We start from the raw sequence: 20513 nt of genomic DNA, 5'->3' as shown, positions 1-20513 counted from the left end.
CCTCCCCCATGACCCCAAGGACATGGGCGGAGATCCCCTACCCCGCCGACGGGCCCGACCCGGTGGCCGGGATCCCGTCCAGAGCGCGTGTAAGCCAGCCGATCCAGAAGTTCTCCAGATCGATGCCGCCGCGGAGTACGAGATGCCGCAGCCGGTCCTCCTCCGAGTTCCGCTCCGGCGGGAAGTCCCGCTCCTCGATCGCCAGATACTCGGCCAGCTGCTTCCGGTGCAGCTCCAGGTGGCGGCGTAGTTCCGCGTCCAGGCCCGGTGCGCCGACCACCGCCGCCGCGCGCATCCGCAGCAGCAGCGGATCGCGGATCTGCTTCGGGTCCTCGCGGAGCGCCACCCACGCGGACAGTGCCGCGCGGCCGGAGGGCAGGACCTCGTACTCCTTCTTCTGCCCACGGGCCGGCTGTACCGACGGCAGGGCCCGGATCTGCCCGGCCTGCTCCAGCTTTCCCAGCTCGCGATAGATCTGCTGGTGCGTGGACGACCAGAAGTAGCCGATCGACCGGTCGAACCTGCGGGTCAGCTCCAGCCCCGACGACGGCTTTTCGAGCAGGGCGGTGAGGATCGCGTGCGGGAGTGACATGGAGAGCATCCTAGGGACGGCCCGGGCGTCACAGGGCTGCCGCGAGCTCCGTTCCCTGGCGGATGGCCCGCTTGGCGTCCAGTTCGGCGGCGACGTCGGCGCCGCCGATCAGGTGCGGCGTACGGCCCGCGGCGATCAGCTCCTCGTACAGTTCGCGCCGTGGCTCCTGACCTGCGCAGAGCACCACCGTGTCCACCGGCAGGAGGTGCTGCTCGCCGTCGACCGTCAGGTGCAGACCGTCGTCGTCGATGCGGTCGTACGTGGCGCCCGCGATCATCGTGACGCCTCGGTGCCGCAGTTCCGTGCGGTGGATCCAGCCGGTCGTCCTGCCCAGCCCCGCGCCCACCTTGCTCGTCCTGCGCTGCAGGAGATGTACGGTGCGCGGCGGCTTCGGGCGCTCGGGGAGACGCAGGCCGCCACGCTCCTGGTACGCGGTGTCGACCCCCCAGTGCCGGAAGAACACCGCCGGGTCGAGGCTCGCCGCATCGCCGCCGTCCGTCAGGAATTCGGCGACGTCGAAGCCGATCCCGCCCGCACCGATGATCGCGACCCGCTGTCCGACGGGCGCCCCGTCGCGCAGGACGTCGAGGTAGCTGACCACGCTGGGGTGGTCCAGGCCCGGGATCGCGGGGGAGCGGGGTGTGACGCCGGTGGCGAGGACGATCTCGTCGAAGCCGTCGAGCGTGTCCGGCGTCGCCTTCGTACCGAGCCGGAGCTCGACCTGCTGCTCCGCGAGCCGGGTGCGGAAGTAGCGCAGCGTCTCGTCGAACTCCTCCTTGCCGGGGATCCGGCGCGCCACATTCAGCTGGCCGCCGATCTCGTCGGCCGCGTCGAAGAGCGTCACCTCGTGCCCGCGCTCGGACGCCGATACGGCGCACGCGAGCCCGGCGGGACCCGCGCCGACGACCACGACGCGCTTACGGGTCCGGGTCGGCGACAACGTGAGTTCGGTCTCGTGGCAGGCGCGCGGATTGACCAGACAGGAGGTGATCTTTCCGCTGAACGTGTGGTCGAGGCACGCCTGGTTGCAGCCGATGCAGGTGTTGATCGCGTCGGCACGCCCCGCGCTCGCCTTGGCGACGAAGTCCGGGTCGGCGAGGAACGGCCGGGCCATGGACACCATGTCCGCCCGCCCCGAAGCGAGGATCTCCTCGGCGACCTCGGGGGTGTTGATGCGGTTGCTGGTCACCAGCGGTACGGAGACGGCCCCGCGCACCTTCTCGGTGACCCAGGTGTACGCACCGCGCGGCACGGACGTCGCGATGGTGGGGATGCGGGCCTCGTGCCAGCCGATTCCGGTGTTGATGATCGTGGCCCCGGCCGCCTCGATCTCCCGGGCGAGCTGCACGACCTCCTGCAGCGAGGAGCCGCCAGGCACCAGGTCCAGCATCGAGAGCCGGTAGATCAGGATGAAGTCGCTGCCGACCCGCTCGCGGACCCGTCGCACGATCTCCACGGGGAACCGGATGCGGTTCTCGTACGAGCCGCCCCAGCGGTCGGTGCGGTGGTTGGTCCCGGTGGCTATGAACTCATTGATCAGATAGCCCTCGGAGCCCATGATCTCGACACCGTCGTAGCCTGCCTGCCGTGCCAGCTCGGCGGTCCGCACGAAGTCCTCGATGGTTTCCTCGACCTCGTCGTCCGTCAGGGCGTGCGGGGTGAAGGGGCTGATCGGGGCCTGGATCGCGCTCGGCGCCACCAGATCCGGATGGTGCGCGTACCGGCCGAAGTGGAGGATCTGCATCGCGATCCGGCCGCCCGCCGCATGCACGGCGGCGGTGACCTGGGCGTGCTGCTCGGCCTCCGCCTCGGTGGTCAGCTTGGCGCCGCCGGGATAGGGACGGGCTCGGTCGTTCGGCGCGATGCCCCCGGTGACCATGAGCCCGACTCCGCCGCGGGCGCGGGCGGCGTAGAACGCCGCCATCCGCTCGAAGCCGCGCTCGGCCTCTTCCAGGCCGACATGCATCGACCCCATCAGCACCCGGTTGGGAAGGGTGGTGAACCCGAGGTCGAGCGGGCTCAGCAGATTCGGGTACGGGGTCATCCGGCGGCTCCTCGCGCAGTGTCGTTGCGCCAGTTGTAGACCACCGGAACGCCATTGTGCAACAAGTTGCATAATGGCGTTCGTCGCACCGGGCCGACCACCCGACACCATCCCCCGGACGGAGTAGTACCGGGGTACGTCCACCTGCCGGGGCGCGGAGAGTGGATCCGTAACCCGGATCACACCCACTACCCCGCGGAGCCCCCATGACCTGCGCCAACCGGCGTGACCTCGGCCTTCTTGTCCTGCGCGTCGGCACCGGCGCGGTCCTGGCCGCGCACGGCACCCAGAAGCTGTTCGGCTGGTTCGGCGGCAAGGGCATCGAAGGAACCACCGCGAGCATGGAGGCCATGGGCTTCCACCCGCCCAAGCACAGCGCCGTCGCCGCCGGACTCGGCGAGGCGGGCGGCGGTGCCCTGCTGGCCCTCGGCCTCGCCACCCCCGCCGCCGGTGCGGCGGCGGCGGGCGCCATGGCGGGCGCCGTCGCCGTGCACGCGCCCGCGGGCTTCTTCGCGTATCGCGGCGGGTACGAGTACCCGGCGTTCCTCGGTTTCACTGCCGCAGCGATCGGACTGGCCGGCCCCGGCCGTTACTCCCTCGACCATGTCACCTGGTATGTGTTCAACCAGCCGTGGATGGTCGCGCTCGCCTTCGCGGGCAGCGCCTCCGCGGCCGCCGCAGTGGTCGGAAAGCGGGCCAGGCGGCAGAGCAGGGGCGCTGGCGAGACCTGAGAGCCTGTCGGGTGACCTCTGATCGGGCGGCCACGCCCTGGCACGCACGCTTCCCGCGTTGCCGAAATACCCTAGTAGCTCCTTCCCCAAGCTCTCAGCTTCGTTCGAGCAGGGGAGACCCCATCCGAGGGCCTTCCGGCGCCTTGGAATCGCACGCACCAGACCGCGTCCGCTTTCCGATCGAAGGTCACCCGACAGGCTCTGAGTCGACGGGCCGAGCGGGCCGGCCCCGATGCGCTGTCGCTCCCATGGCCCGTGTTCCGGCCGTCGAGTGGCCGCAGGACGTTCCCTTTCGAGTGACTCCGCCGCCCCGGCGCCCGCGGAGCCCGTTCCGCGTGTCCGAGGCTTGCAGCCGGCCGGACCTGCTCCGGCCGGGAGCCGCAGAACCGCTGGGAGTCCGCCGTGCACATCCTGCTCGTCGCGAGTGCGTTCAACAGCCTCACTCAGCGCGTCCACGCCGAGCTGCGGGACCGCGGCCACAGCGTGGCGGTCGAACTCGCGCTCTCCGACGGCCATCTGCGGGACGCGGTCCGACGGTTCGCACCCGAACTGATGGTGGCTCCGATGCTCAGGACGGCCATCCCGCGGGACGTGTGGTCGGCGCACACGTGCCTCATCGTCCATCCGGGACCTGTCGGCGACCGCGGTCCGTCCTCGCTCGACTGGGCGATCCATGAGGGCGTCACCCGTTGGGGAGTGACGGTTCTGCAGGCCGACGAGGAGATGGACGCCGGAGACGTCTGGGCGTCGGTCGGGTTCTCCGTACCACGCGTCGGCAAGAGCGACCTGTACCGCAACGAGGTCTCCGACGCGGCGCTGGCGGCCGTGCTGCTCGCCGTCGACCGGTTCGCCTCGGGGACGTACAGACCCCGGCCCCAGGACTGCACACGGGCCACGGGCGGCACCCGGCCGTACTTCCGCCAGGAACTCCGGCGGATCGACTGGCGGTCCGACTCCACGGAGACCGTGCTGCGCAAGCTGCGGGCAGCCGACTCGTACCCCGGTGTACTGGACGAACTGCTCGGCGGCGAGTGGTTCCTGCACGGGGGACACCCCGAGGACCGGCTGCGCGGCCGCCCCGGAGAGCTGCTCGCCACGCGGGTCGGCGCGGTCTGCCGGGCGACCCCGGACGGCGCCGTATGGATCCCGGAGCTGCGGGCCAGGCGGCGGCCGGGAGAGCCCGCCCCGCTCAAACTCCCCGCCGTCCTGGCGCTCGGCGACCGATTGCCTCCGCTGCCCGAGGACCCGCTCCCGCCGGGCGCACCCGAGCGCCGCGGAACCTGGACCGACATCCGCTACGGGGAGACCGGCGCCGTCGGACATCTCATGTTCTCGTTCCCCGGCGGGGCGATGAGCACCACGCACTGCACGCGCCTCCTGGACGCCTACCGGACCGCCTGCTCCCGGCCCACCTCGGTCCTGGTGCTGGGCGGCGGCCGGGACTTCTTCTCCAACGGCATCCACCTGGGCGTCATCGAGGCGGCGGCCGACCCCGCCGAGGAGTCCTGGGCCAACATCAACGCCATGAACGACCTGGTGCAGGCCGTGCTGACCACCACCGACCGGCTGGTGATCGCCGCCGTGGGCGGCAACGCCGCCGCCGGAGGAGCAATGCTCGCCCTGGCTGCCGACGAGGTCTGGTGCCGCAAGGGATCGGTCCTCAACCCGCACTACCGGCTGATGGGACTGTCCGGCTCGGAGTACTGGACCCGCACTCTGCCGCGCCGAGTGGGCCCCGACGTCGCCGAACGGCTCGTCCACGAAGCGCTGCCGCTCGGCGCCGAAGCCGCCGAACGGCTCGGCCTGGTGGACCGGACGGTCGCCTGCCCGCCCCAGGACTTCCCGGGCGAGGCCCTCCGACTGGCCGTCCGACTGGCCTCGTCGACCGACGTACAGGCCCGGATCGCCCGGAAGAAGCCGGCGCTGGAGCGCCACGAGACGGTCAAGCCGCTGGCCGTCCACCGGCAGGAGGAACTGGCCGCGATGCGGTCCATCTTCTTCGACCCGGACGCGCCCTACCACTCGCTGCGCCGCGCCTTCGTACGCAAGGAACCCCCGGCCCGGACTCCGCACCACCTCGGCACCGGCGTTCCCGGCACGCGCACGGCGGATCCTTCCGCCGGCCGGGACCGCCATGTCACCGCAACGGCCGCGCTCGCCGTCGCACCCGGACCGGCTGACTGTTAGCTGGACATGAACGCCGAAATGCGGGCATTCATCGCAGAGCTCTCCAAGGAGGCATCCCCATGGGTGCAGCAACAGCGAACACGGTCGGCGCCCAGGCAGACGGTGCGGCCGCCGACGAGGAGTCCCCGATCCACATCCTCTGGATCAATGCGGGGCTGAGCTGTGACGGCGACTCGGTGTCGTTGACCGCGGCGATGCAGCCCAGCATCGAGGAGATCGTGCTCGGTGTGCTGCCCGGGCTGCCCAAGATCCAGGTCCACTGGCCCCTGATCGACTTCGAAAGCGGTCCGGTAGGCGGTGCGGACACCTTCATCGAGTGGTTCTTCAAGGGCGAACGTGGCGAGATCGATCCCTTCGTGCTGGTCGTCGAGGGGTCCGTCCCCAACGAATCGATCAAGCAGGAGGGGTACTGGTGCGGCTTCGGCGACAACCCCGAGACCGGCCAGCCGATCACCACGAGTGAGTGGATCGACCGGCTGGCGCCCAAGGCCCTGGCGGTCGTCGCCATCGGCACCTGCGCCACCTACGGCGGCATCCATGCGATGGCCGGCAACCCGACCGGTGCCATGGGCGTACCCGACTACCTGGGCTGGGACTGGACCTCGAAGGCCGGCATCCCGATCGTGTGCGTGCCCGGCTGCCCGATCCAGCCGGACAACTTCTCGGAGACCCTCACCTACCTGCTCTACCAGGCGGTGGGATCCGCGCCGATGATTCCGCTGGACGACAAGCTGCGCCCGGCCTGGCTCTTCGGAGCCACCGTGCACGAGGGGTGCGACCGGGCCGGCTACTACGAGCAGGGCCAGTTCGCCACCACGTACGACTCGCCCAAATGCCTGGTCAAGCTCGGCTGCTGGGGTCCCGTCGTCAAGTGCAACGTACCCAAGCGCGGCTGGATGAACGGCATCGGCGGCTGCCCGAACGTCGGCGGTATCTGTATCGCCTGCACCATGCCCGGATTCCCCGACAAGTTCATGCCGTTCATGGACGAACCGCCCGGAGGCAAGGTCTCCAGCGCCGCCAGCGGAGCATACGGGGCGGTGATCCGCAGGCTCCGGTCGATCACGGCGAAGACCGTGGACAAGGAACCGAAGTGGCGTCACAAGGGCTCCAAGCTGACCACCGGGTACCGATCGCCCCGGTGACAGGCGCGGCGTCCGCCGGGTGCCCGCACCCCGCGATCGGTGACCGTCCCGTTTCCGCCCCGCTCCCTCCTCCATCAACTCCCACTCCCCAGAAGGGTCATGGCACACACAATGGCACCCACGACGAAGGCGGCCGGCGACGGCAGTGGCCTCGTCGAGATGGCCTGGGATCCGATCACCCGGATCGTAGGCAGTCTCGGCATTCACACGAAGATCGACTTCAAGCAGAAGCGGGTCGCGGAGTGCTACAGCACCTCGTCGGTCTTCCGTGGCTACAGCGTCTTCATGCGGGGCAAGGACCCCCGGGACGCCCACTTCATCACCAGCCGCATCTGCGGGATCTGCGGCGACAACCACGCCACATGTTCCGTGTACACGCAGAACATGGCCTACGGGGTGAAGCCGCCGAACCTCGGTGAGTGGATCATCAACCTGGGCGAGTCGGCGGAGTACATGTTCGACCACAACATCTTCCAGGAGAACCTGGTCGGGGTCGACTACTGCGAGAAGATGGTCCGCGAGACCAACCCCGGAGTCCTGGAGCTCGCCGAGCGCACCGAGGCGCCGCACGCCGGGGAGCACGGCTACCGCACGATCGCCGACATCATGCGCTCCCTCAACCCCATCGAGGGAGAGTTCTACCGCGAGGCTCTTCAAGTGAGCCGCTACACGCGGGAGATGTTCTGCCTGATGGAAGGGCGCCATGTGCACCCCTCCACGCTCTACCCGGGCGGTGTGGGAACGGTCGCGTCCGTCCAGCTCTTCACGGACTACCTCAGCCGTCTCATGCGGTACGTGGAGTTCATGAAGCGGGTCGTTCCCCTGCACGACGACCTGTTCGACTTCTTCTACGAGGCGCTGCCCGGGTACGAGGAGGTCGGCCGCCGACGGGTGCTGCTCGGCTGCTGGGGAGCGCTCAACGACCCCGAACACTGCGACTTCACGTACGCCAACATGACCGACTGGGGACGGAAGATGTTCGTCACCCCCGGCGTGATCGTGGACGGCAAACTGGTCACCAACGACCTCACCGAGATCAACCTCGGCATCCGGATCCTGCTCGGCAGTTCGTACTACGACGACTGGGAGGGCAAGGAACAGTTCGTCACCCACGACCCGCTGGGCAACCCGGTGGACCCCCGCCACCCGTGGAACCAGCACACGATCCCCGCCCCGCAGAAGCGGAACTTCGACGACAAGTACAGCTGGGTGATGTCGCCCCGCTGGTTCGACGGCAAGGACCACCTGGCACTGGACACCGGTGGCGGCCCCATCGCCCGCCTCTGGTCCACCGCGCTGTCCGGGCTCGTCGACGTCGGTTATGTGAAGGCGACCGGTCACAGCGTCGTCATCAACCTGCCGCGCACGATGACCAAGCCCGAGACCACCTTCGAGTGGAAGATCCCGAAGTGGAGCAACGCGCTGGAACGCAACCGCGCCCGCACCTACTTCCAGGCGTACGCCGCCGCGATCGCGCTGCACTGTGCCGAGAAGGGGCTTGAGGAGGTCCGCGCCGGACGCACCCAGACCTGGGAGAAGTTCGACGTGCCGGACGAGAGCATCGGCGTCGGCTTCACGGAGGCCGTACGCGGCGTGCTCTCCCATCACATGGTGATCAGGGACGGCAAGATCGCCAACTACCACCCCTACCCGCCCACCCCGTGGAACGCCAGCACCCGGGACACGTTCGGCACCCCCGGCCCCTACGAGGACGCGGTGCAGAACACACCGATCTTCGAGGAGAACACCCCGGAGAACTTCAAGGGCATCGACATCATGCGGACCGTCCGCAGCTTCGACCCCTGCCTGCCGTGCGGCGTCCACATGTACGTGGGCGGCGGCAAGACCGTCAAGCAGATGCATGTGCCCACCGGGCTGAGCGGACTGGCCGGATGAGCGCCGCAGCGACGGTCGTCGCACCGCCGAGGGCCCTCGACGCCGTGGAGGCCGGGCAGCGGGTCGAGGACCTGATCGATCGCCTGAGCATCATCGGCGACCAGGAAGTGTGCGCCGCAGCAGAGGAGTTGGTGCGGGTCCTGATGGACTTCTACGGCGCCGGCCTGGCCCGGATCGTCGGCCGCCTCGGCGCCCCCGCAGACCGCGGAACCGGCGACGGACCGCTCGCCGCGCTGCTCGACGACGAACTCGTGTCGAGCCTGCTGGCCCTGCACGACCTGCACCCGGACGACATCGGCACGCGTATCGCGCGCGCCCTGGACTCCGTACGCGACCCCGTCGAGGTCGTCGGCTTCGACGAGGAGACCGGCATCCTGCGGCTGCGCTCCTCGGCCGGGGCAAGTGACGGCGGTGGCTGCGGCTGCCCGAGCACGGGCGCGGCGACGCAGCGCAGCGTCGAGGACGCGCTGGCCTGCTTCGTACCGGAAGTGGAGCAGGTGGTGATGGAGTCGGTGACCATCGACCGGGAGCCACCCCTGCTCCAGATCGCCACCCGCCCGCCGGCCGGAACTGCCGGAGCCGGGGCGGCCGTTGCCGCGAAGGCACCGTGAACGCCCCCCCGACCAGGGCCGAGCGTCGCCCGGCGACCGTTGCCCGCGCCCGAGGCCTGCGCAGATTCGCCGCGCCGCCGGAACCCCGGCAGGAGCGGTGCGAGCTGTGCGGCGTGCCCGTGACCGAGGGCGGTCATCGGCATCTCGTGGACACCGAGAACCGTGCGCTGGCCTGTGCGTGCACCCCGTGCGCCCTGCTGTTCGAGCGGCCCGGCGCAGCCCACGGACGCTTCAGAACGGTCCCGGACCGCTATCTGTCCGATGCGGACCACCGTCTCGACGACGGTGCGTGGGAGCTGCTGCAGATCCCGGTCGGCGTCGCGTTCTTCTTCCGCAACGCGGCGCTGGACCGGCTGGTCGCGCTCTACCCGAGTCCGGCCGGAGCGACCGAGAGCGAACTCGACCCGGAGACCTGGCAGACCGTGCTCGGCGCCAGTCGCCTCGCCGCCCTCCTCGAACCCGACGTCGAGGCACTGCTGATGCGTCGCACGGAGGGCCGGGCCGAGTGCTACCTCGTACCGATCGACATCTGTTACGAGCTGGTGGGACGCATGCGCCTGCTGTGGCAGGGCTTCGACGGCGGCGCCGAGGCGAGAGCCGACCTCCAGGCGTTCTTCACACACGTCGAGGCACGCGCCCGGACCCAGGAGAAGGGGCACCCGCGGTGACGGAATTCGCCTTCACCTGCACCGGAGTCCGCGCCGACCCGTACACGGCGGGCCCCACGCTGGTCTTCCGGCTGCGCATCACCGCGTCCGGAGAAGCCCGGGTGCACGCCCTCGCGCTGCGTTGCCAGATCCGTATCGAACCGGCCCGGCGGGGCTACGAGCAGGGCGAGGCGGACGGACTGCACGACCTCTTCGGCGACCGCTCACGCTGGGGAAACACGCTCCAGCCCCTGCAGTTCGCCCAGATCTCCCTCATGGTGCCGTCCTTCACCACGGAGACCGAGGTGGACCTCGTCGTGCCCTGCACCTACGACCTGGACATCGCCGCGACCCGGTACTTCGACGCACTCCAGGACGGCGAGGCGCCACTCCTCCTGCTCTTCTCCGGCACCGCCTTCACCGGGGACGGCGGCTTCCACGTCGAGCCGATTCCCTGGGACCGCGAGGCGCCCTTCCGGATGCCGGTGGCGGTCTGGAAGGACATGATCGAGCAGCACTTCCCGGGCTGCGGCTGGATCCGGCTGCCGCGCGACACCATGAACGCGCTGCTCGCCTTCCGCTCGCGGCAGGCCCTGCCGTCCTGGGAGGCGACCCTCCGGGCCCTGATCGACCTGGCCGGAGCCGCAGGTACTCCACCCGGGCAGTCCCCTGAGCGCCCGGTGCACCGGGCCGTACTGCCCCGCGTCACCGAGAGGACGGCGCCGTGACCTCATCCCTCCTCACGCCCGCACTCGAGTCCCGGTTCGCCACCGCACGGCAGGTGGCCGACACCGTCCTCTTCGAGGGCTATGTGCTCTACCCGTACCGGGCCTCCGCGGCCAAGAACCGGCTCCGCTGGCAGTTCGGGGTGCTCGTGCCGTCCAGCTGGGGCGCCGACCGCGAGGAGCACGACTTCCAGCACACCGAGTGCCTGATGGAGCCCAAGCCCGGCGCGACGCTCGCCGTCGAAGCACGGTTTCTGCACGCCCGGCGGCGCACGGTGCAACAGGCCCGCGACGACGGCACGTTCGAGGACGTGGCTGAACTCGACCTCGCCGACCGGGTGCTGGTCCCCTGGGACGAGGGCGCCGAGGAACGCGTCGAAGTGGTCGTGGACGTCGCCGAACTGGCCGGGGACGGTGTCACCGTCCCCTTCACCAGGCCCGCCCGCGAGGAGACCGAACCCGTCCTGGACGCGGACGGGCGGACGGTGGGACGCCTGGTCCGCCGCTGCGAGGAGATCAGCGGTGTGGTGCGGCTGTCCGCCCGCGAACTCGACGGCCCCTACCGGGTCGTGCGGCTCACCGCCGTGGTCGAGAACACCAGCACCTGGACGCCCGCCTCCGCCGAGGCCGACCGGGACGCCGCGCTCCCACGGTCGCTGGTCGCCGCCCACCTCCTGATGGGGCTCAGCGCGGGCTCGTTCCTGTCGATGACGGACCCGCCCGAGTGGGCGAAGGGCGCGGTCGCGGCCTGCCGCAACCTGCACACCTGGCCGGTGCTCGCAGGGGAACCCGGGCGCGCGGACCTGATGCTGTCGTCCCCGATCATCCTGGAGGACCATCCGGCCATCGCCCCCGAGAGCCCCGGAGCGCTGTACGACGCCACCGAGATCGACGAGATCCTCGCCCTGCGCACGGCAGCCCTGACCGACCAGGAGAAGCGCGAGGCCCGCGGCACCGACGCCCGGGCGGCCGCGGTCGTCGACCTGGCCGAATCGATGCCCCCTGAGGTCCTGGAGCGGCTGCACGGCGCGGTGCGGGCCCTGCGCGAGATCACCGGACCCGACCCGTCCCCGCCCGCCACCCAGGACCCCCTCCCGGACGGCGCCGACCTCATCGACGCCCGCGGCGTGCTCCGCCCCGACACCCCGTGGTGGGACCCCGCGGGCGACGACACCGCCGACCCGGCCCGAGACCGGATCCTGGTGGACGGCCGGTCCGTGGGCGTGGGCAGCCGCGTCCTTCTGCGACCGGGACTGCGGCGCACAGACGCCCAGGACCTGTTCCTCAAGGGCCGCAGCGCACAGGTCGAAGCAGTGCTCCACGACGTCGACGGCGGCGTGCACCTCGCGGTCACCGTCGAAGGCGACCCGGGCGCGGACATCCGCCGTGAGCAGGGGCGCTTCCTGTACTTCCAGCCGGACGAGATCGCCCCCCTGGAGGATGCGTGAACGCCCCCGCGCAGGAACGTCCGAGAACCCTGGTCGCCGGGATCGGGAACATCTTCCTCGGCGACGACGGCTTCGGCGTCGAGGCGGTGCACGCACTGTCCTCGCACCGTCTCCCGGGCCACCTCGAGGTGGTCGACATCGGCGTACGGGGCGTCCACCTCGCCTACCAGCTCCTCGACGGATACGACACGCTCGTCCTGATCGACGCCACCGAGCGCGGCGGCGTCCCCGGAACCCTGTACCTGATCGAGGCCGACGAACCCGGCGCCGTCGAGCCGCAGAACGCACTGCTCGACGGCCACCGGATGTCCCCCGACGCCGTCCTGGCACTGCTCGGCACCCTGTGCGCGGGCACCGGAGCCGTACCGCCGAGGCGCACGCTCGTCGTCGGCTGCGAACCCGACAACGTCGACGAAGGGATCGGGCTGAGCGCTCCCGTGGCCGCAGCAGTGCCACAGGCCGTACGGATGGTCCTGGACCTCGTACAGGAAGAAGACCACGGGGCCGCCGCCCAGCGGACGGCGGCCGGTCCCGCCATGAACTGAGCAGAAGGAACCCACCCCCATGAAGAAGACCCTCATCTGCGGCCTGACCGCCGCCGCTCTCGTCGCCCTCGCCGCGCAGATCCTGCCCGACGTCAAGCGCTATCTGCGGATGCGCTGCATGTGACGGCGCCCGCCGACCGGTCCCGGCCCCTGGCTGCACCGAATGGTGTATGTGCCGTACGGGTACCGGCGAGCCGGTCCGCCGGCCCCCGTCACCCGCCGCTGTAATGACGCACGGCAGGACGGAGATGCAATGCACGAGATGTCGATCGCCATGGCCGTCGTCGACCAGGTGGAGGAGGCGGCTCAGGCAGGCGGAGCCGCCTCGGTCGGGACCGTCCGGCTCCAGGTCGGCGAACTGGCCGGAGTCGTTCCCGACGCCCTGTCCTTCTGCTTCGGACTCGCCTGCGCCGGGACCGTTCTGGAAGGCGCCGAACTCGTCGTCGAACCCGTGGCGGCCCGCGCGCGGTGCGAGCCCTGCGCGGACGAATGGGCGGTCGGCATGCCACCCCGGCTGTGCTGTCCGGCCTGCGGCGAGCCGACCGCCGAACTCCTGTCGGGGCGCGAGCTGCAGATCGTCAGCGTGCACTGGCAGGACGGACCCGAACACGAACACACCCGCGAACCGATCTCTCAGGAGCGCTGAACGATGTGCCGTGAAGTCGACCTGCAGCAGGCGGTACTCGCCAAGAACGACGCGACGGCGCACAGCCTGCGAGCCGGGCTCACGGCGCGCGGCACCACCGTCGTCAACCTGCTCTCCAGCCCCGGCAGCGGCAAGACCGAACTGCTGGAACGCGAACTCGGCCGGGCCCGGGAGAGGGGAGTGCCGGTCGCCGCGCTCACCGCCGACCTCGCCACCGAGAACGACGCGGTCCGCCTGGCCCGGTCCGGAGCCCCGGTCAAACAGGTGCTGACCGACGGACTCTGCCATCTGGAGGCCGGGATGCTGGCCCGTCACATCGACGACTGGCTGCCCGACGGGACCCGGATCCTCTTCGTCGAGAACGTCGGCAACCTGGTCTGCCCCGCCTCGTACGACCTCGGGGAGACGCTCAGGGTCGTCCTCGCCTCCGTGACGGAAGGCGAGGACAAGCCGCTGAAGTACCCCACCGCGTTCGGACTGGCCCAGCTCGTCGTGGTCACCAAGACCGACATCGCGCAGGCCGTCGGATTCGACGAGGCTGCATTCCGTGCCCATGTCCAGCAGGTCAACCCCGGTGTGGACGTGGTGCTCACCGCCGCCCGCCGCGGTGAGGGGGTGGGCACGCTGCTCGACCGGGCCCTGGCCGCCGGGGAAGGCGCCCCGGTCCACACACCGGTGATGGCCCGGCAGCACCCGTACCAACCGCACACGCACACCCACGACGGCGGGCACACCCACGACGGCGGGCACACCCACCACGACCACGGTACGCACGACGGCCAGCACACCCACACCCACACCCATACCGGCGTGCATACGCACACGCATCCGGACCTCGGAACCCACGATCACCCGCACACCGGCCCGCACGCCCACGCGCACCCCGACGAGCCGCTCGTGGTGACGACAGCACCCGCCTCCGCGGCGCAGCAGCGCCCGTGACGACCCCACAGCCCGGGACCGCCGTCGCCGGAGCCGTGCAACGGAGGCGGGTCGTGGTCCGCGGCGTCGTGCAGGGCGTGGGCTTCCGGCCCTACCTGTACGCCCGCGCCACCGGGCTCGGGCTGGCCGGACACGTCACCAACACCACCGAAGGCGTCGTCGCCGAGGTCGAGGGCGCCCCCGCCGCCGTGGCCCTGTTCTGCGACCGGATCGCGGCGGACGCCCCACCGCTCGCCCTGGTGGACTCCGTCGACCACAGGGAAGTCCCCGCCGCCGGCGGATCCCGCTTCAGCATCGAGGACTCCAGGACCGGCGGACCGGCCCGCACACTGGTCTCCCCGGACGTGGCCACCTGCGCCGACTGCCTCACCGAACTGGCCGATCCGGCCGACCGGCGCCACCGCCACCCCTTCATCACCTGTACGCACTGTGGGCCCCGCTTCACCATCGTCACCGGAGTGCCGTACGACCGCGCGCACACGACCATGGCCCGCTTCCCGATGTGCGCCGACTGCGCCCGCGAGTACGCCGACCCCGCTGACCGGCGCTTCCACGCACAGCCGGTCGCCTGCCCCGACTGCGGCCCCCGGCTGCGACTGCTCGTCGGGCAGCCGGACCGCGCACTGCCCGCACAGCCCGCAACCGGACGCGACCCGGTCGCGGAGGCCCGCCGCCTGCTGTCCGACGGCGCTGTCCTCGCGATCAAGGGGCTCGGCGGCTACCACCTCGCGTGCGATGCCGAGAATTCCGCCGCGGTGTGCCTGCTGCGCCGCCGCAAGGCCCGCGGCGACAAGCCGTTCGCCATGATGGCCCGCGGTATCGACGACATCGCGCACCTCGTGCAGGTGGGCGGCGAGGAGCGGGCCCTGCTCATCGGCGCTGTCCGGCCCGTCGTCCTGCTGCGACGCCGCACCGACGCCCGCCCGGGCCCCGGCACCCCGTGGCCTTCCGACGCGGTTGCCCCGGGCAGCCCCGACCTCGGGGTCATGCTCCCGTACACCCCGCTGAACCACCTCCTGCTGGGCCTGCCCGGTGACCCGCCGGGACCGCGCCTTCTGGTCATGACCAGCGGCAACGTGGCCGGTGAACCGATCGTCACGGACGACGACGAGGCGCTGGAGCGACTGGCCCACCTCGCCGACGCCTGGCTCACGCACGACCGCCCGATCCATGTGCCGTGCGACGACTCCGTCGTGCGTGTCTGCGACGGGGAGCGGCTGATCGTACGGCGCTCACGTGGCTACGCCCCGCTGCCGCTCGCCCTGCCGCACCCGGTACCGGCGACCCTCGCCACCGGCGGCGACCTGAAGAACACCTTCTGCCTCGCCGAGGAACACAGGGCCTGGCTGTCCGCCCATGTCGGCGACATGGACGACCTCGCCACCCAGCACGCCTTCGAACGCGCCGAACAGCACGTGGAGACCATCACCGGAGTGCGGCCCGGCATCCTGGCCACCGACCGGCATCCCCGCTATCGCACCGGCCAGTGGGCCCTGCGCCGGGCCGACGGCCGGCCGGTCGTCCGCGTACAGCACCACCACGCGCATATCGCGGCCGCGATGGCCGAGCACGGAAGGGACGGCAGCCGCCGAGTGATCGGCGTCGCGTTCGACGGCACCGGTTACGGGGACGACGGCGCGGTGTGGGGCGGCGAGATCATGCTGGCCGACTACGAGACGTACCACCGCTTCGCGCACCTCGCGTACGTTCCGCTGCCCGGCGGCGACGCTGCCGTGCACCGGCCCTACCGGATGGCGCTCGCTCATCTGTACGCGGCAGGCATCGGCCCGACGGACGACCTGCCCTGCACGGCAGCCTGCCCGCCGGACGAACGACGCGTGCTGCTTCGGCAGTTGGAGCGAAACCTCAACTGCGTCCCCACCTCCAGCATGGGCCGGCTGTTCGACGCCGTCTCCTCGCTGGCGGGCGTCTGCCACCGGGCTGGGTACGAAGCCCAGGCCGCCGTCGAACTGGAGGCCGCCGCGGTCGGCGCCGCCGCGGACCTCGGACCCGGTTACGGCTTCGCGCTGCGCCCGGCGGGCACGGCCGACGGGCAGCGGTTGATCATGGACCCGTCGCCGATACTGGCAGCCGTCGTCGACGACGTGCGCGCCGGTACGGCGCCGACGCTTGTCGCCGCACGCTTCCACGGGGCCGTCGCGGACCTCGTGCTCCAAGTGTGCACCTCGGCCCGCGAACAGCACAGCCTGCACGAAGTCGCCCTGACCGGCGGCGTGTTCGCCAACACCCTTCTCTCCTCCCTGTGTGCCAGGACGCTGAGCGAGAACGACTTCACCGTCCTGCGCCACCGGGAGGTCCCCCCGAACGACGGCGGACTGGCGCTCGGCCAGCTCATGGTGGCCGCCCGCACCGGAGCGGCGCACACGAGCGCCGCCGACTGACGTCCTGCCCGGCAGAGCCGGGCAACGCCCCCACAGCAAGGAGCAGCCATGTGCCTGGCGGTACCCGGCAGAGTGATGGACATCGAGGAACGTGACGGTACCCGGATGGCCACCGTCGACTTCGGTGGTGTGGTCAAGGAAGTGTGCCTGGAATATCTGCCGGACCTCCAGGTCGGTGAGTACGCCATCGTCCATGTGGGGTTCGCCCTGCAGCGACTCGACGAGGAGTCGGCACGGAAGACGCTCGACCTATTCGCCGAACTCGGTCTGCTCCAGGAAGAGTTCGGAGATCCGTGGGAACTGGCCGCGGAGGCCGGCGGGACGTCCCCGACCGGTGGCGCCGAGGCGCCGCAGGAGGTTCGGCAGTGAAGTACATCGAAGAGTTCCAGAACCCGGACCTGGCGCGTCGGCTGCTCGACGACATCCACTCCATCGTGACCCGTCCGTGGGCGCTGATGGAGGTCTGCGGCGGACAGACGCACACCATCATCCGGCACGGCATCGACCAACTCCTGCCGGACCAGGTCGAACTGATCCATGGTCCGGGCTGCCCCGTCTGCGTCACACCGCTGGAGGTCATCGACAAGGCACTGGAGATCGCCTCCCGCCCCGAGGTGATCTTCTGCTCGTTCGGGGACATGCTCCGGGTCCCCGGAACCGGCCGTGACCTGTTCCGGGTCCGCAGCGAGGGCGGCGACGTGCGGATCGTGTACTCGCCGCTCGATGCCCTGAAGGTCGCCCAGCAGAACCCCGACCGTGAGGTGGTCTTCTTCGGGATCGGATTCGAGACCACCGCACCGCCCAATGCCATGACGGTGTATCAGGCGCGCAGGCTCGGCATCCCGAACTTCAGCCTGCTGGTGTCCCATGTGCGGGTCCCCCCGGCCATCGAGGCGATCATGCAGTCGCCGAGCTGCCGGGTGCAGGGGTTCCTCGCCGCCGGCCACGTGTGCAGCGTGATGGGCATGCGGGAGTACCCGGAACTGGCCGAACGGTTCCAGGTCCCCATTGTGGTCACCGGTTTCGAGCCGCTGGACATCCTCGAAGGCGTACGGCGGACCGTCCTGCAGCTGGAGCGCGATGAGCACACCGTGGAAAACGCGTACCCGCGCGCTGTGCACCCGGACGGGAACCCCGCGGCGCTCACCATGCTGGAGGACGTCTTCGAAGTCACCGACCGCGCCTGGCGCGGCATCGGCACCATCCCCGACAGCGGCTGGCGGCTCTCCACCCGCTACCGGGACTACGACGCCGAGTACCGCTTCTCCGTCACCGGCATCGACACCAAGGAGCCCGCCGAATGCCGCAGCGGTGAGGTCCTGCAAGGACTGCTGAAGCCCCACGAGTGCGAGGCGTTCGGCACCACCTGCACCCCGCGCAACCCGCTCGGGGCCACCATGGTCTCCAGCGAGGGCGCCTGCGCCGCGTACTACCTCTACCGGCGCCTGGACATCAGGACCGCACCCAGGGAGACGAGCCCCGTTGCCTGAGACCACCGAAGCACTGAACACCGTCGTCACCGCGACCGCGGGCGTCCCCGGCGAGGTGCCCGTACTCGACCTCACGGCGTGGACCTGCCCCGCCCCGCTGCGCGACCTGCCGCGGGTGGTGATGGGCCACGGCGGTGGCGGCGCACTCTCGGCCGAACTGGTCCAGCACGTCTTCGCGCCCGCCTACGGGGGTGACGTGCTCGCGCAACTGGCCGACTCCGCCGTGGTGTCGCTGGGCGGCGCCCGGCTGGCCTTCTCCACGGACTCGTACGTCGTGCGGCCGCTGTTCTTCCCCGGCGGCAGCATCGGCGACCTCGCGGTCAACGGCACGGTCAACGACCTGGCCATGAGCGGTGCCAGGGCCGCCTACCTCTCCTGCGGTTTCATTCTGGAGGAGGGCGTCGAGCTCTCGGTCGTCGCACGCGTGGCCAACGCGCTGGGCGCAGCCGCGCGCGCGGCGGGCGTCGAGGTGGCGACCGGCGACACCAAGGTCGTGGACGCCGGTCATGGCGACGGCATCTTCATCAACACCGCCGGGATCGGCCTCGTCCCGGCCGACGTCGATCTGCGTCCCCAGCGAGTGGTCCCGGGCGACGTCGTGATCGCGAGCGGTGCGATCGGCGTGCACGGCGTGGCGATCATGAGTGTGCGCGAGGGCCTCGAGTTCGGCGTGGAGATCGAGAGCGACTGCGCGGCCCTGGGCGGGCTGGTGGAGACCATGCTCGCGGTCACCCCCGACCTCCATGTCCTGCGCGATCCCACACGTGGCGGACTGGCCGCGGCACTCAATGAGATCGCGGTGGCATCGGGCACCGGTGTCGTCATTCAGGAGCGCAACGTTCCGGTCCCGCCGGCCGTGGCCAACGCCTGCGCCGTCCTGGGCCTGGACCCGATGTACGTGGCCAACGAGGGCAAACTCGTCGCGTTCGTCCCCCGTGAGCATGCCGAAGCCGTTCTGGAGGCGATGCGGGCGCATCCGCTGGGAGCGGAGGCGACCGTGATCGGCGAGGCCGTGGAGGCGCATCCCGGCATGGTCGTGGCCCGCACCGGGCTCGGCGGGACGCGCGTGGTCGACCTGCCGATCGGGGAGCAGCTGCCCCGGATCTGCTGATCCGACGGTCCTGCGGACCGCTCGCGCGGATGCGGGAGCGGCGCTGTGTGGCGACCCTGGAGAGGTGGGGGTGACTCGCTGAGGAGGACCCATGTCCATGCTGGACAAGATCAAGCACATGCTGAAGGGCCATGAGGATCAGGCGGGAAAGGGCATCGACAAGGCGGGCGACGCCATCGACACCAAGACGCAGGGAAAGTACACCGGCCAGGTCGACACGGCCCAGGACAAGCTCAAGGACGAGTTCGGTTCGGAGCGGGGCCAGGACCGGCCGCCGCAGCCCTGACCACGCCGCCGTGCTCCTGCGGATCGCGCGGACGCCCGACGATCACCACGGTCCCTTGCATTCCCGTGCCCGCTGCCGTTGAGGATGCGTACGAGTCGTGCGCGGGCACCGGCTCCAGGGCGACGACGCCGCAGCGGGCTCGCACGAGCCCGCTGCGGCGCGCCGTCACGCGCCCGGACGCCGAGTGAAGCCGGTGGCCGGGCGTTCCATCCGCTCGCCGTCCACGATGATGTCGACGGCTTCGTTGTAGAACGCGATGAGGTCCTTGATCGCACCCGCGGCCGGGACGGGGTCGGGGTAGCTCCACGCCACATGCGCCGGTGCGTCGCTGTCCGTGTCGGTCAGGGACCAGTACCCGGCCGTCCCCTTGTACGGACATCCCGTACGCAGGCCGGTCGGGGTGAACAGATCGAGGCGGACGTCCTCGCGGGGGATGTAGTAGCGGACAGGCAGGCGTGTCTCGAAGAGAAGCACCGGGCTGCGGGTGTCCGCGACGAGAGTTCCGCCGATCTCGATCTGCACGTGCCGAGAGCTGTGGAGCACGTCCACACGCGAGTACGGGTCGCGGGGATGGACAAAGATCTCTTCGTCCTCCTCGTACCAGTGATCGGGGCCCACGCCGACGCGTCCGAACCACTCGAAGGCGATGTGTCCGGCGAGCTCGGTGCCCGGAAAGGTCCATGCGGCGTTGGGCTCCACGACGCCGTCCACGACGAGGTCGTAGAAGACCGTGGAGCTGGAGTGCGCACCCACGTCGGGGTCGGCCGCCGGGCGGAGCAGATCGGTGCGGACGTCGTCCCGGGGGAAGGCGTAGAGCGGTACGGCATGGCCGGGTTCCCACACGAGGACCGGTCGGCGGCTGTCGACGACGACGGTCGTGCCCTTCTTCCCGCGTACTCGGCGCTCGCTCGGCTCCCAGGTGAGGGCGGCGTCCGGTACCGGGTGACGGCGCTCGACGGCAGGGGCGGGTGGAGTGGTCACGAAGTCCTCCTGCGCGAGAGTGCTGATCGAGGTGCCCGTCGAGGTCTCTGCGGCGGTCCACCGGTCACGGGGCGCGTGAGGCGG

At 70.7% G+C, this 20513-nt stretch carries 20 protein-coding genes; 17 read left to right on the top strand and 3 right to left on the bottom strand.

The window, feature by feature from the left end; translation table 11 throughout:
* Positions 1 to 37: 37 nt before the first annotated feature.
* Both ACWD6R_RS29095 and ACWD6R_RS29090 read right to left on the bottom strand, forming a co-directional pair.
* Positions 38 to 592 carry a PadR family transcriptional regulator gene (locus ACWD6R_RS29095; RefSeq protein WP_451821412.1) on the bottom strand — a complete coding sequence of 185 codons (555 nt, stop codon included), beginning with the start codon at positions 590 to 592 and terminating at the stop codon, positions 38 to 40.
* 28 nt (positions 593 to 620) lie between these two features.
* A complete protein-coding gene (locus tag ACWD6R_RS29090) occupies positions 621 to 2636 on the bottom strand; it encodes an FAD-dependent oxidoreductase (RefSeq protein WP_451821411.1) in 2016 nt (671 codons plus the stop codon).
* A 206-nt stretch (positions 2637 to 2842) separates the two neighbouring features.
* Between ACWD6R_RS29090 and ACWD6R_RS29085 the strand changes: the two genes are divergently transcribed.
* From ACWD6R_RS29085 to ACWD6R_RS29005, 17 genes are all read left to right on the top strand, one after another.
* On the top strand, positions 2843 to 3367 hold the full coding sequence (locus ACWD6R_RS29085; protein ID WP_451821410.1) for a DoxX family protein: 525 nt from the start codon (positions 2843 to 2845) through the stop codon (positions 3365 to 3367).
* A gap of 402 nt (positions 3368 to 3769) precedes the next feature.
* Positions 3770 to 5554, top strand: coding sequence for an enoyl-CoA hydratase-related protein (locus ACWD6R_RS29080; protein ID WP_451821409.1), 1785 nt, complete (start codon positions 3770 to 3772; stop codon positions 5552 to 5554).
* Between the two features lie 59 nt (positions 5555 to 5613).
* Positions 5614 to 6699: an NADH-quinone oxidoreductase subunit B family protein gene (locus tag ACWD6R_RS29075; RefSeq protein WP_451821408.1), complete on the top strand. Its 1086-nt coding sequence runs from the start codon at positions 5614 to 5616 to the stop codon at positions 6697 to 6699.
* Positions 6700 to 6810: 111 nt separating this feature from the next.
* Entirely contained in the window at positions 6811 to 8595 is a 1785-nt protein-coding gene (locus ACWD6R_RS29070; protein ID WP_451821407.1) for a nickel-dependent hydrogenase large subunit, read from the top strand.
* Complete coding sequence (locus tag ACWD6R_RS29065; protein ID WP_451821406.1) at positions 8592 to 9206, top strand: hypothetical protein; 615 nt, start codon at positions 8592 to 8594, stop codon at positions 9204 to 9206. Before ACWD6R_RS29070 ends, ACWD6R_RS29065 begins: the two co-directional genes overlap by 4 nt.
* Complete coding sequence (locus tag ACWD6R_RS29060; protein ID WP_451821405.1) at positions 9203 to 9874, top strand: DUF5947 family protein; 672 nt, start codon at positions 9203 to 9205, stop codon at positions 9872 to 9874. Before ACWD6R_RS29065 ends, ACWD6R_RS29060 begins: the two co-directional genes overlap by 4 nt.
* Positions 9871 to 10581, top strand: a complete 711-nt coding sequence (locus ACWD6R_RS29055) for a DUF6084 family protein (RefSeq protein WP_451821404.1) — start codon at positions 9871 to 9873, stop codon at positions 10579 to 10581. The genes ACWD6R_RS29060 and ACWD6R_RS29055 overlap by 4 nt, the downstream gene beginning before the upstream one ends.
* Complete coding sequence (locus tag ACWD6R_RS29050) at positions 10578 to 12026, top strand: hypothetical protein (RefSeq protein WP_451821403.1); 1449 nt, start codon at positions 10578 to 10580, stop codon at positions 12024 to 12026. The genes ACWD6R_RS29055 and ACWD6R_RS29050 overlap by 4 nt, the downstream gene beginning before the upstream one ends.
* Positions 12023 to 12571, top strand: coding sequence for a hydrogenase maturation protease (locus ACWD6R_RS29045; RefSeq protein ID WP_451821402.1), 549 nt, complete (start codon positions 12023 to 12025; stop codon positions 12569 to 12571). The genes ACWD6R_RS29050 and ACWD6R_RS29045 overlap by 4 nt, the downstream gene beginning before the upstream one ends.
* A gap of 19 nt (positions 12572 to 12590) precedes the next feature.
* Entirely contained in the window at positions 12591 to 12695 is a 105-nt protein-coding gene (locus tag ACWD6R_RS29040; RefSeq protein ID WP_393308664.1) for a DUF6893 family small protein, read from the top strand.
* Positions 12696 to 12824: 129 nt separating this feature from the next.
* A complete protein-coding gene (hypA, locus tag ACWD6R_RS29035; protein WP_451821401.1) occupies positions 12825 to 13217 on the top strand; it encodes a hydrogenase maturation nickel metallochaperone HypA in 393 nt (130 codons plus the stop codon).
* Positions 13218 to 13220: 3 nt separating this feature from the next.
* On the top strand, positions 13221 to 14159 hold the full coding sequence (gene hypB / locus ACWD6R_RS29030) for a hydrogenase nickel incorporation protein HypB (protein ID WP_451821400.1): 939 nt from the start codon (positions 13221 to 13223) through the stop codon (positions 14157 to 14159).
* Positions 14156 to 16561: a carbamoyltransferase HypF gene (gene hypF, locus ACWD6R_RS29025; RefSeq protein ID WP_451821399.1), complete on the top strand. Its 2406-nt coding sequence runs from the start codon at positions 14156 to 14158 to the stop codon at positions 16559 to 16561. The genes hypB and hypF overlap by 4 nt, the downstream gene beginning before the upstream one ends.
* A gap of 48 nt (positions 16562 to 16609) precedes the next feature.
* Entirely contained in the window at positions 16610 to 16930 is a 321-nt protein-coding gene (locus ACWD6R_RS29020) for a HypC/HybG/HupF family hydrogenase formation chaperone (protein WP_451821398.1), read from the top strand.
* Complete coding sequence (hypD, locus tag ACWD6R_RS29015; protein ID WP_451821397.1) at positions 16927 to 18051, top strand: hydrogenase formation protein HypD; 1125 nt, start codon at positions 16927 to 16929, stop codon at positions 18049 to 18051. The genes ACWD6R_RS29020 and hypD overlap by 4 nt, the downstream gene beginning before the upstream one ends.
* A gap of 55 nt (positions 18052 to 18106) precedes the next feature.
* Complete coding sequence (gene hypE, locus ACWD6R_RS29010; RefSeq protein WP_451821421.1) at positions 18107 to 19162, top strand: hydrogenase expression/formation protein HypE; 1056 nt, start codon at positions 18107 to 18109, stop codon at positions 19160 to 19162.
* 91 nt (positions 19163 to 19253) lie between these two features.
* Positions 19254 to 19448 (top strand): antitoxin, encoded by a 195-nt coding sequence (locus tag ACWD6R_RS29005; RefSeq protein ID WP_451821396.1) that lies wholly within the window; start codon positions 19254 to 19256, stop codon positions 19446 to 19448.
* 165 nt (positions 19449 to 19613) lie between these two features.
* Here ACWD6R_RS29005 and ACWD6R_RS29000 read toward each other — a convergent pair whose 3' ends face one another.
* Entirely contained in the window at positions 19614 to 20429 is an 816-nt protein-coding gene (locus ACWD6R_RS29000) for a DUF427 domain-containing protein (protein WP_451821395.1), read from the bottom strand.
* Between the last annotated feature and the right edge of the window lie 84 nt (positions 20430 to 20513).

It is taken from the genome of Streptomyces sp. NPDC005151, assembly GCF_053599875.1.
Note: the sequence above shows the minus strand (reverse complement) of the source record. Positions and strands in the feature narration are given on the sequence as shown.

Bases quoted from the DNA above. Each gene is read 5' to 3' on its own strand.
- ACWD6R_RS29095 (WP_451821412.1), bottom strand. From the start codon at position 592: ATGTCACTCCCGCACGCGATCCTCACCGCCCTGCTCGAAAAGCCGTCG.
- ACWD6R_RS29090 (WP_451821411.1), bottom strand. From the start codon at position 2,636: ATGACCCCGTACCCGAATCTGCTGAGCCCGCTCGACCTCGGGTTCACC.
- ACWD6R_RS29085 (WP_451821410.1), top strand. From the start codon at position 2,843: ATGACCTGCGCCAACCGGCGTGACCTCGGCCTTCTTGTCCTGCGCGTC.
- ACWD6R_RS29075 (WP_451821408.1), top strand. From the start codon at position 5,614: ATGGGTGCAGCAACAGCGAACACGGTCGGCGCCCAGGCAGACGGTGCG.
- ACWD6R_RS29070 (WP_451821407.1), top strand. From the start codon at position 6,811: ATGGCACCCACGACGAAGGCGGCCGGCGACGGCAGTGGCCTCGTCGAG.
- ACWD6R_RS29065 (WP_451821406.1), top strand. From the start codon at position 8,592: ATGAGCGCCGCAGCGACGGTCGTCGCACCGCCGAGGGCCCTCGACGCC.
- ACWD6R_RS29040 (WP_393308664.1), top strand. From the start codon at position 12,591: ATGAAGAAGACCCTCATCTGCGGCCTGACCGCCGCCGCTCTCGTCGCC.
- hypA (WP_451821401.1), top strand. From the start codon at position 12,825: ATGCACGAGATGTCGATCGCCATGGCCGTCGTCGACCAGGTGGAGGAG.
- hypB (WP_451821400.1), top strand. From the start codon at position 13,221: ATGTGCCGTGAAGTCGACCTGCAGCAGGCGGTACTCGCCAAGAACGAC.
- ACWD6R_RS29020 (WP_451821398.1), top strand. From the start codon at position 16,610: ATGTGCCTGGCGGTACCCGGCAGAGTGATGGACATCGAGGAACGTGAC.
- ACWD6R_RS29005 (WP_451821396.1), top strand. From the start codon at position 19,254: ATGTCCATGCTGGACAAGATCAAGCACATGCTGAAGGGCCATGAGGAT.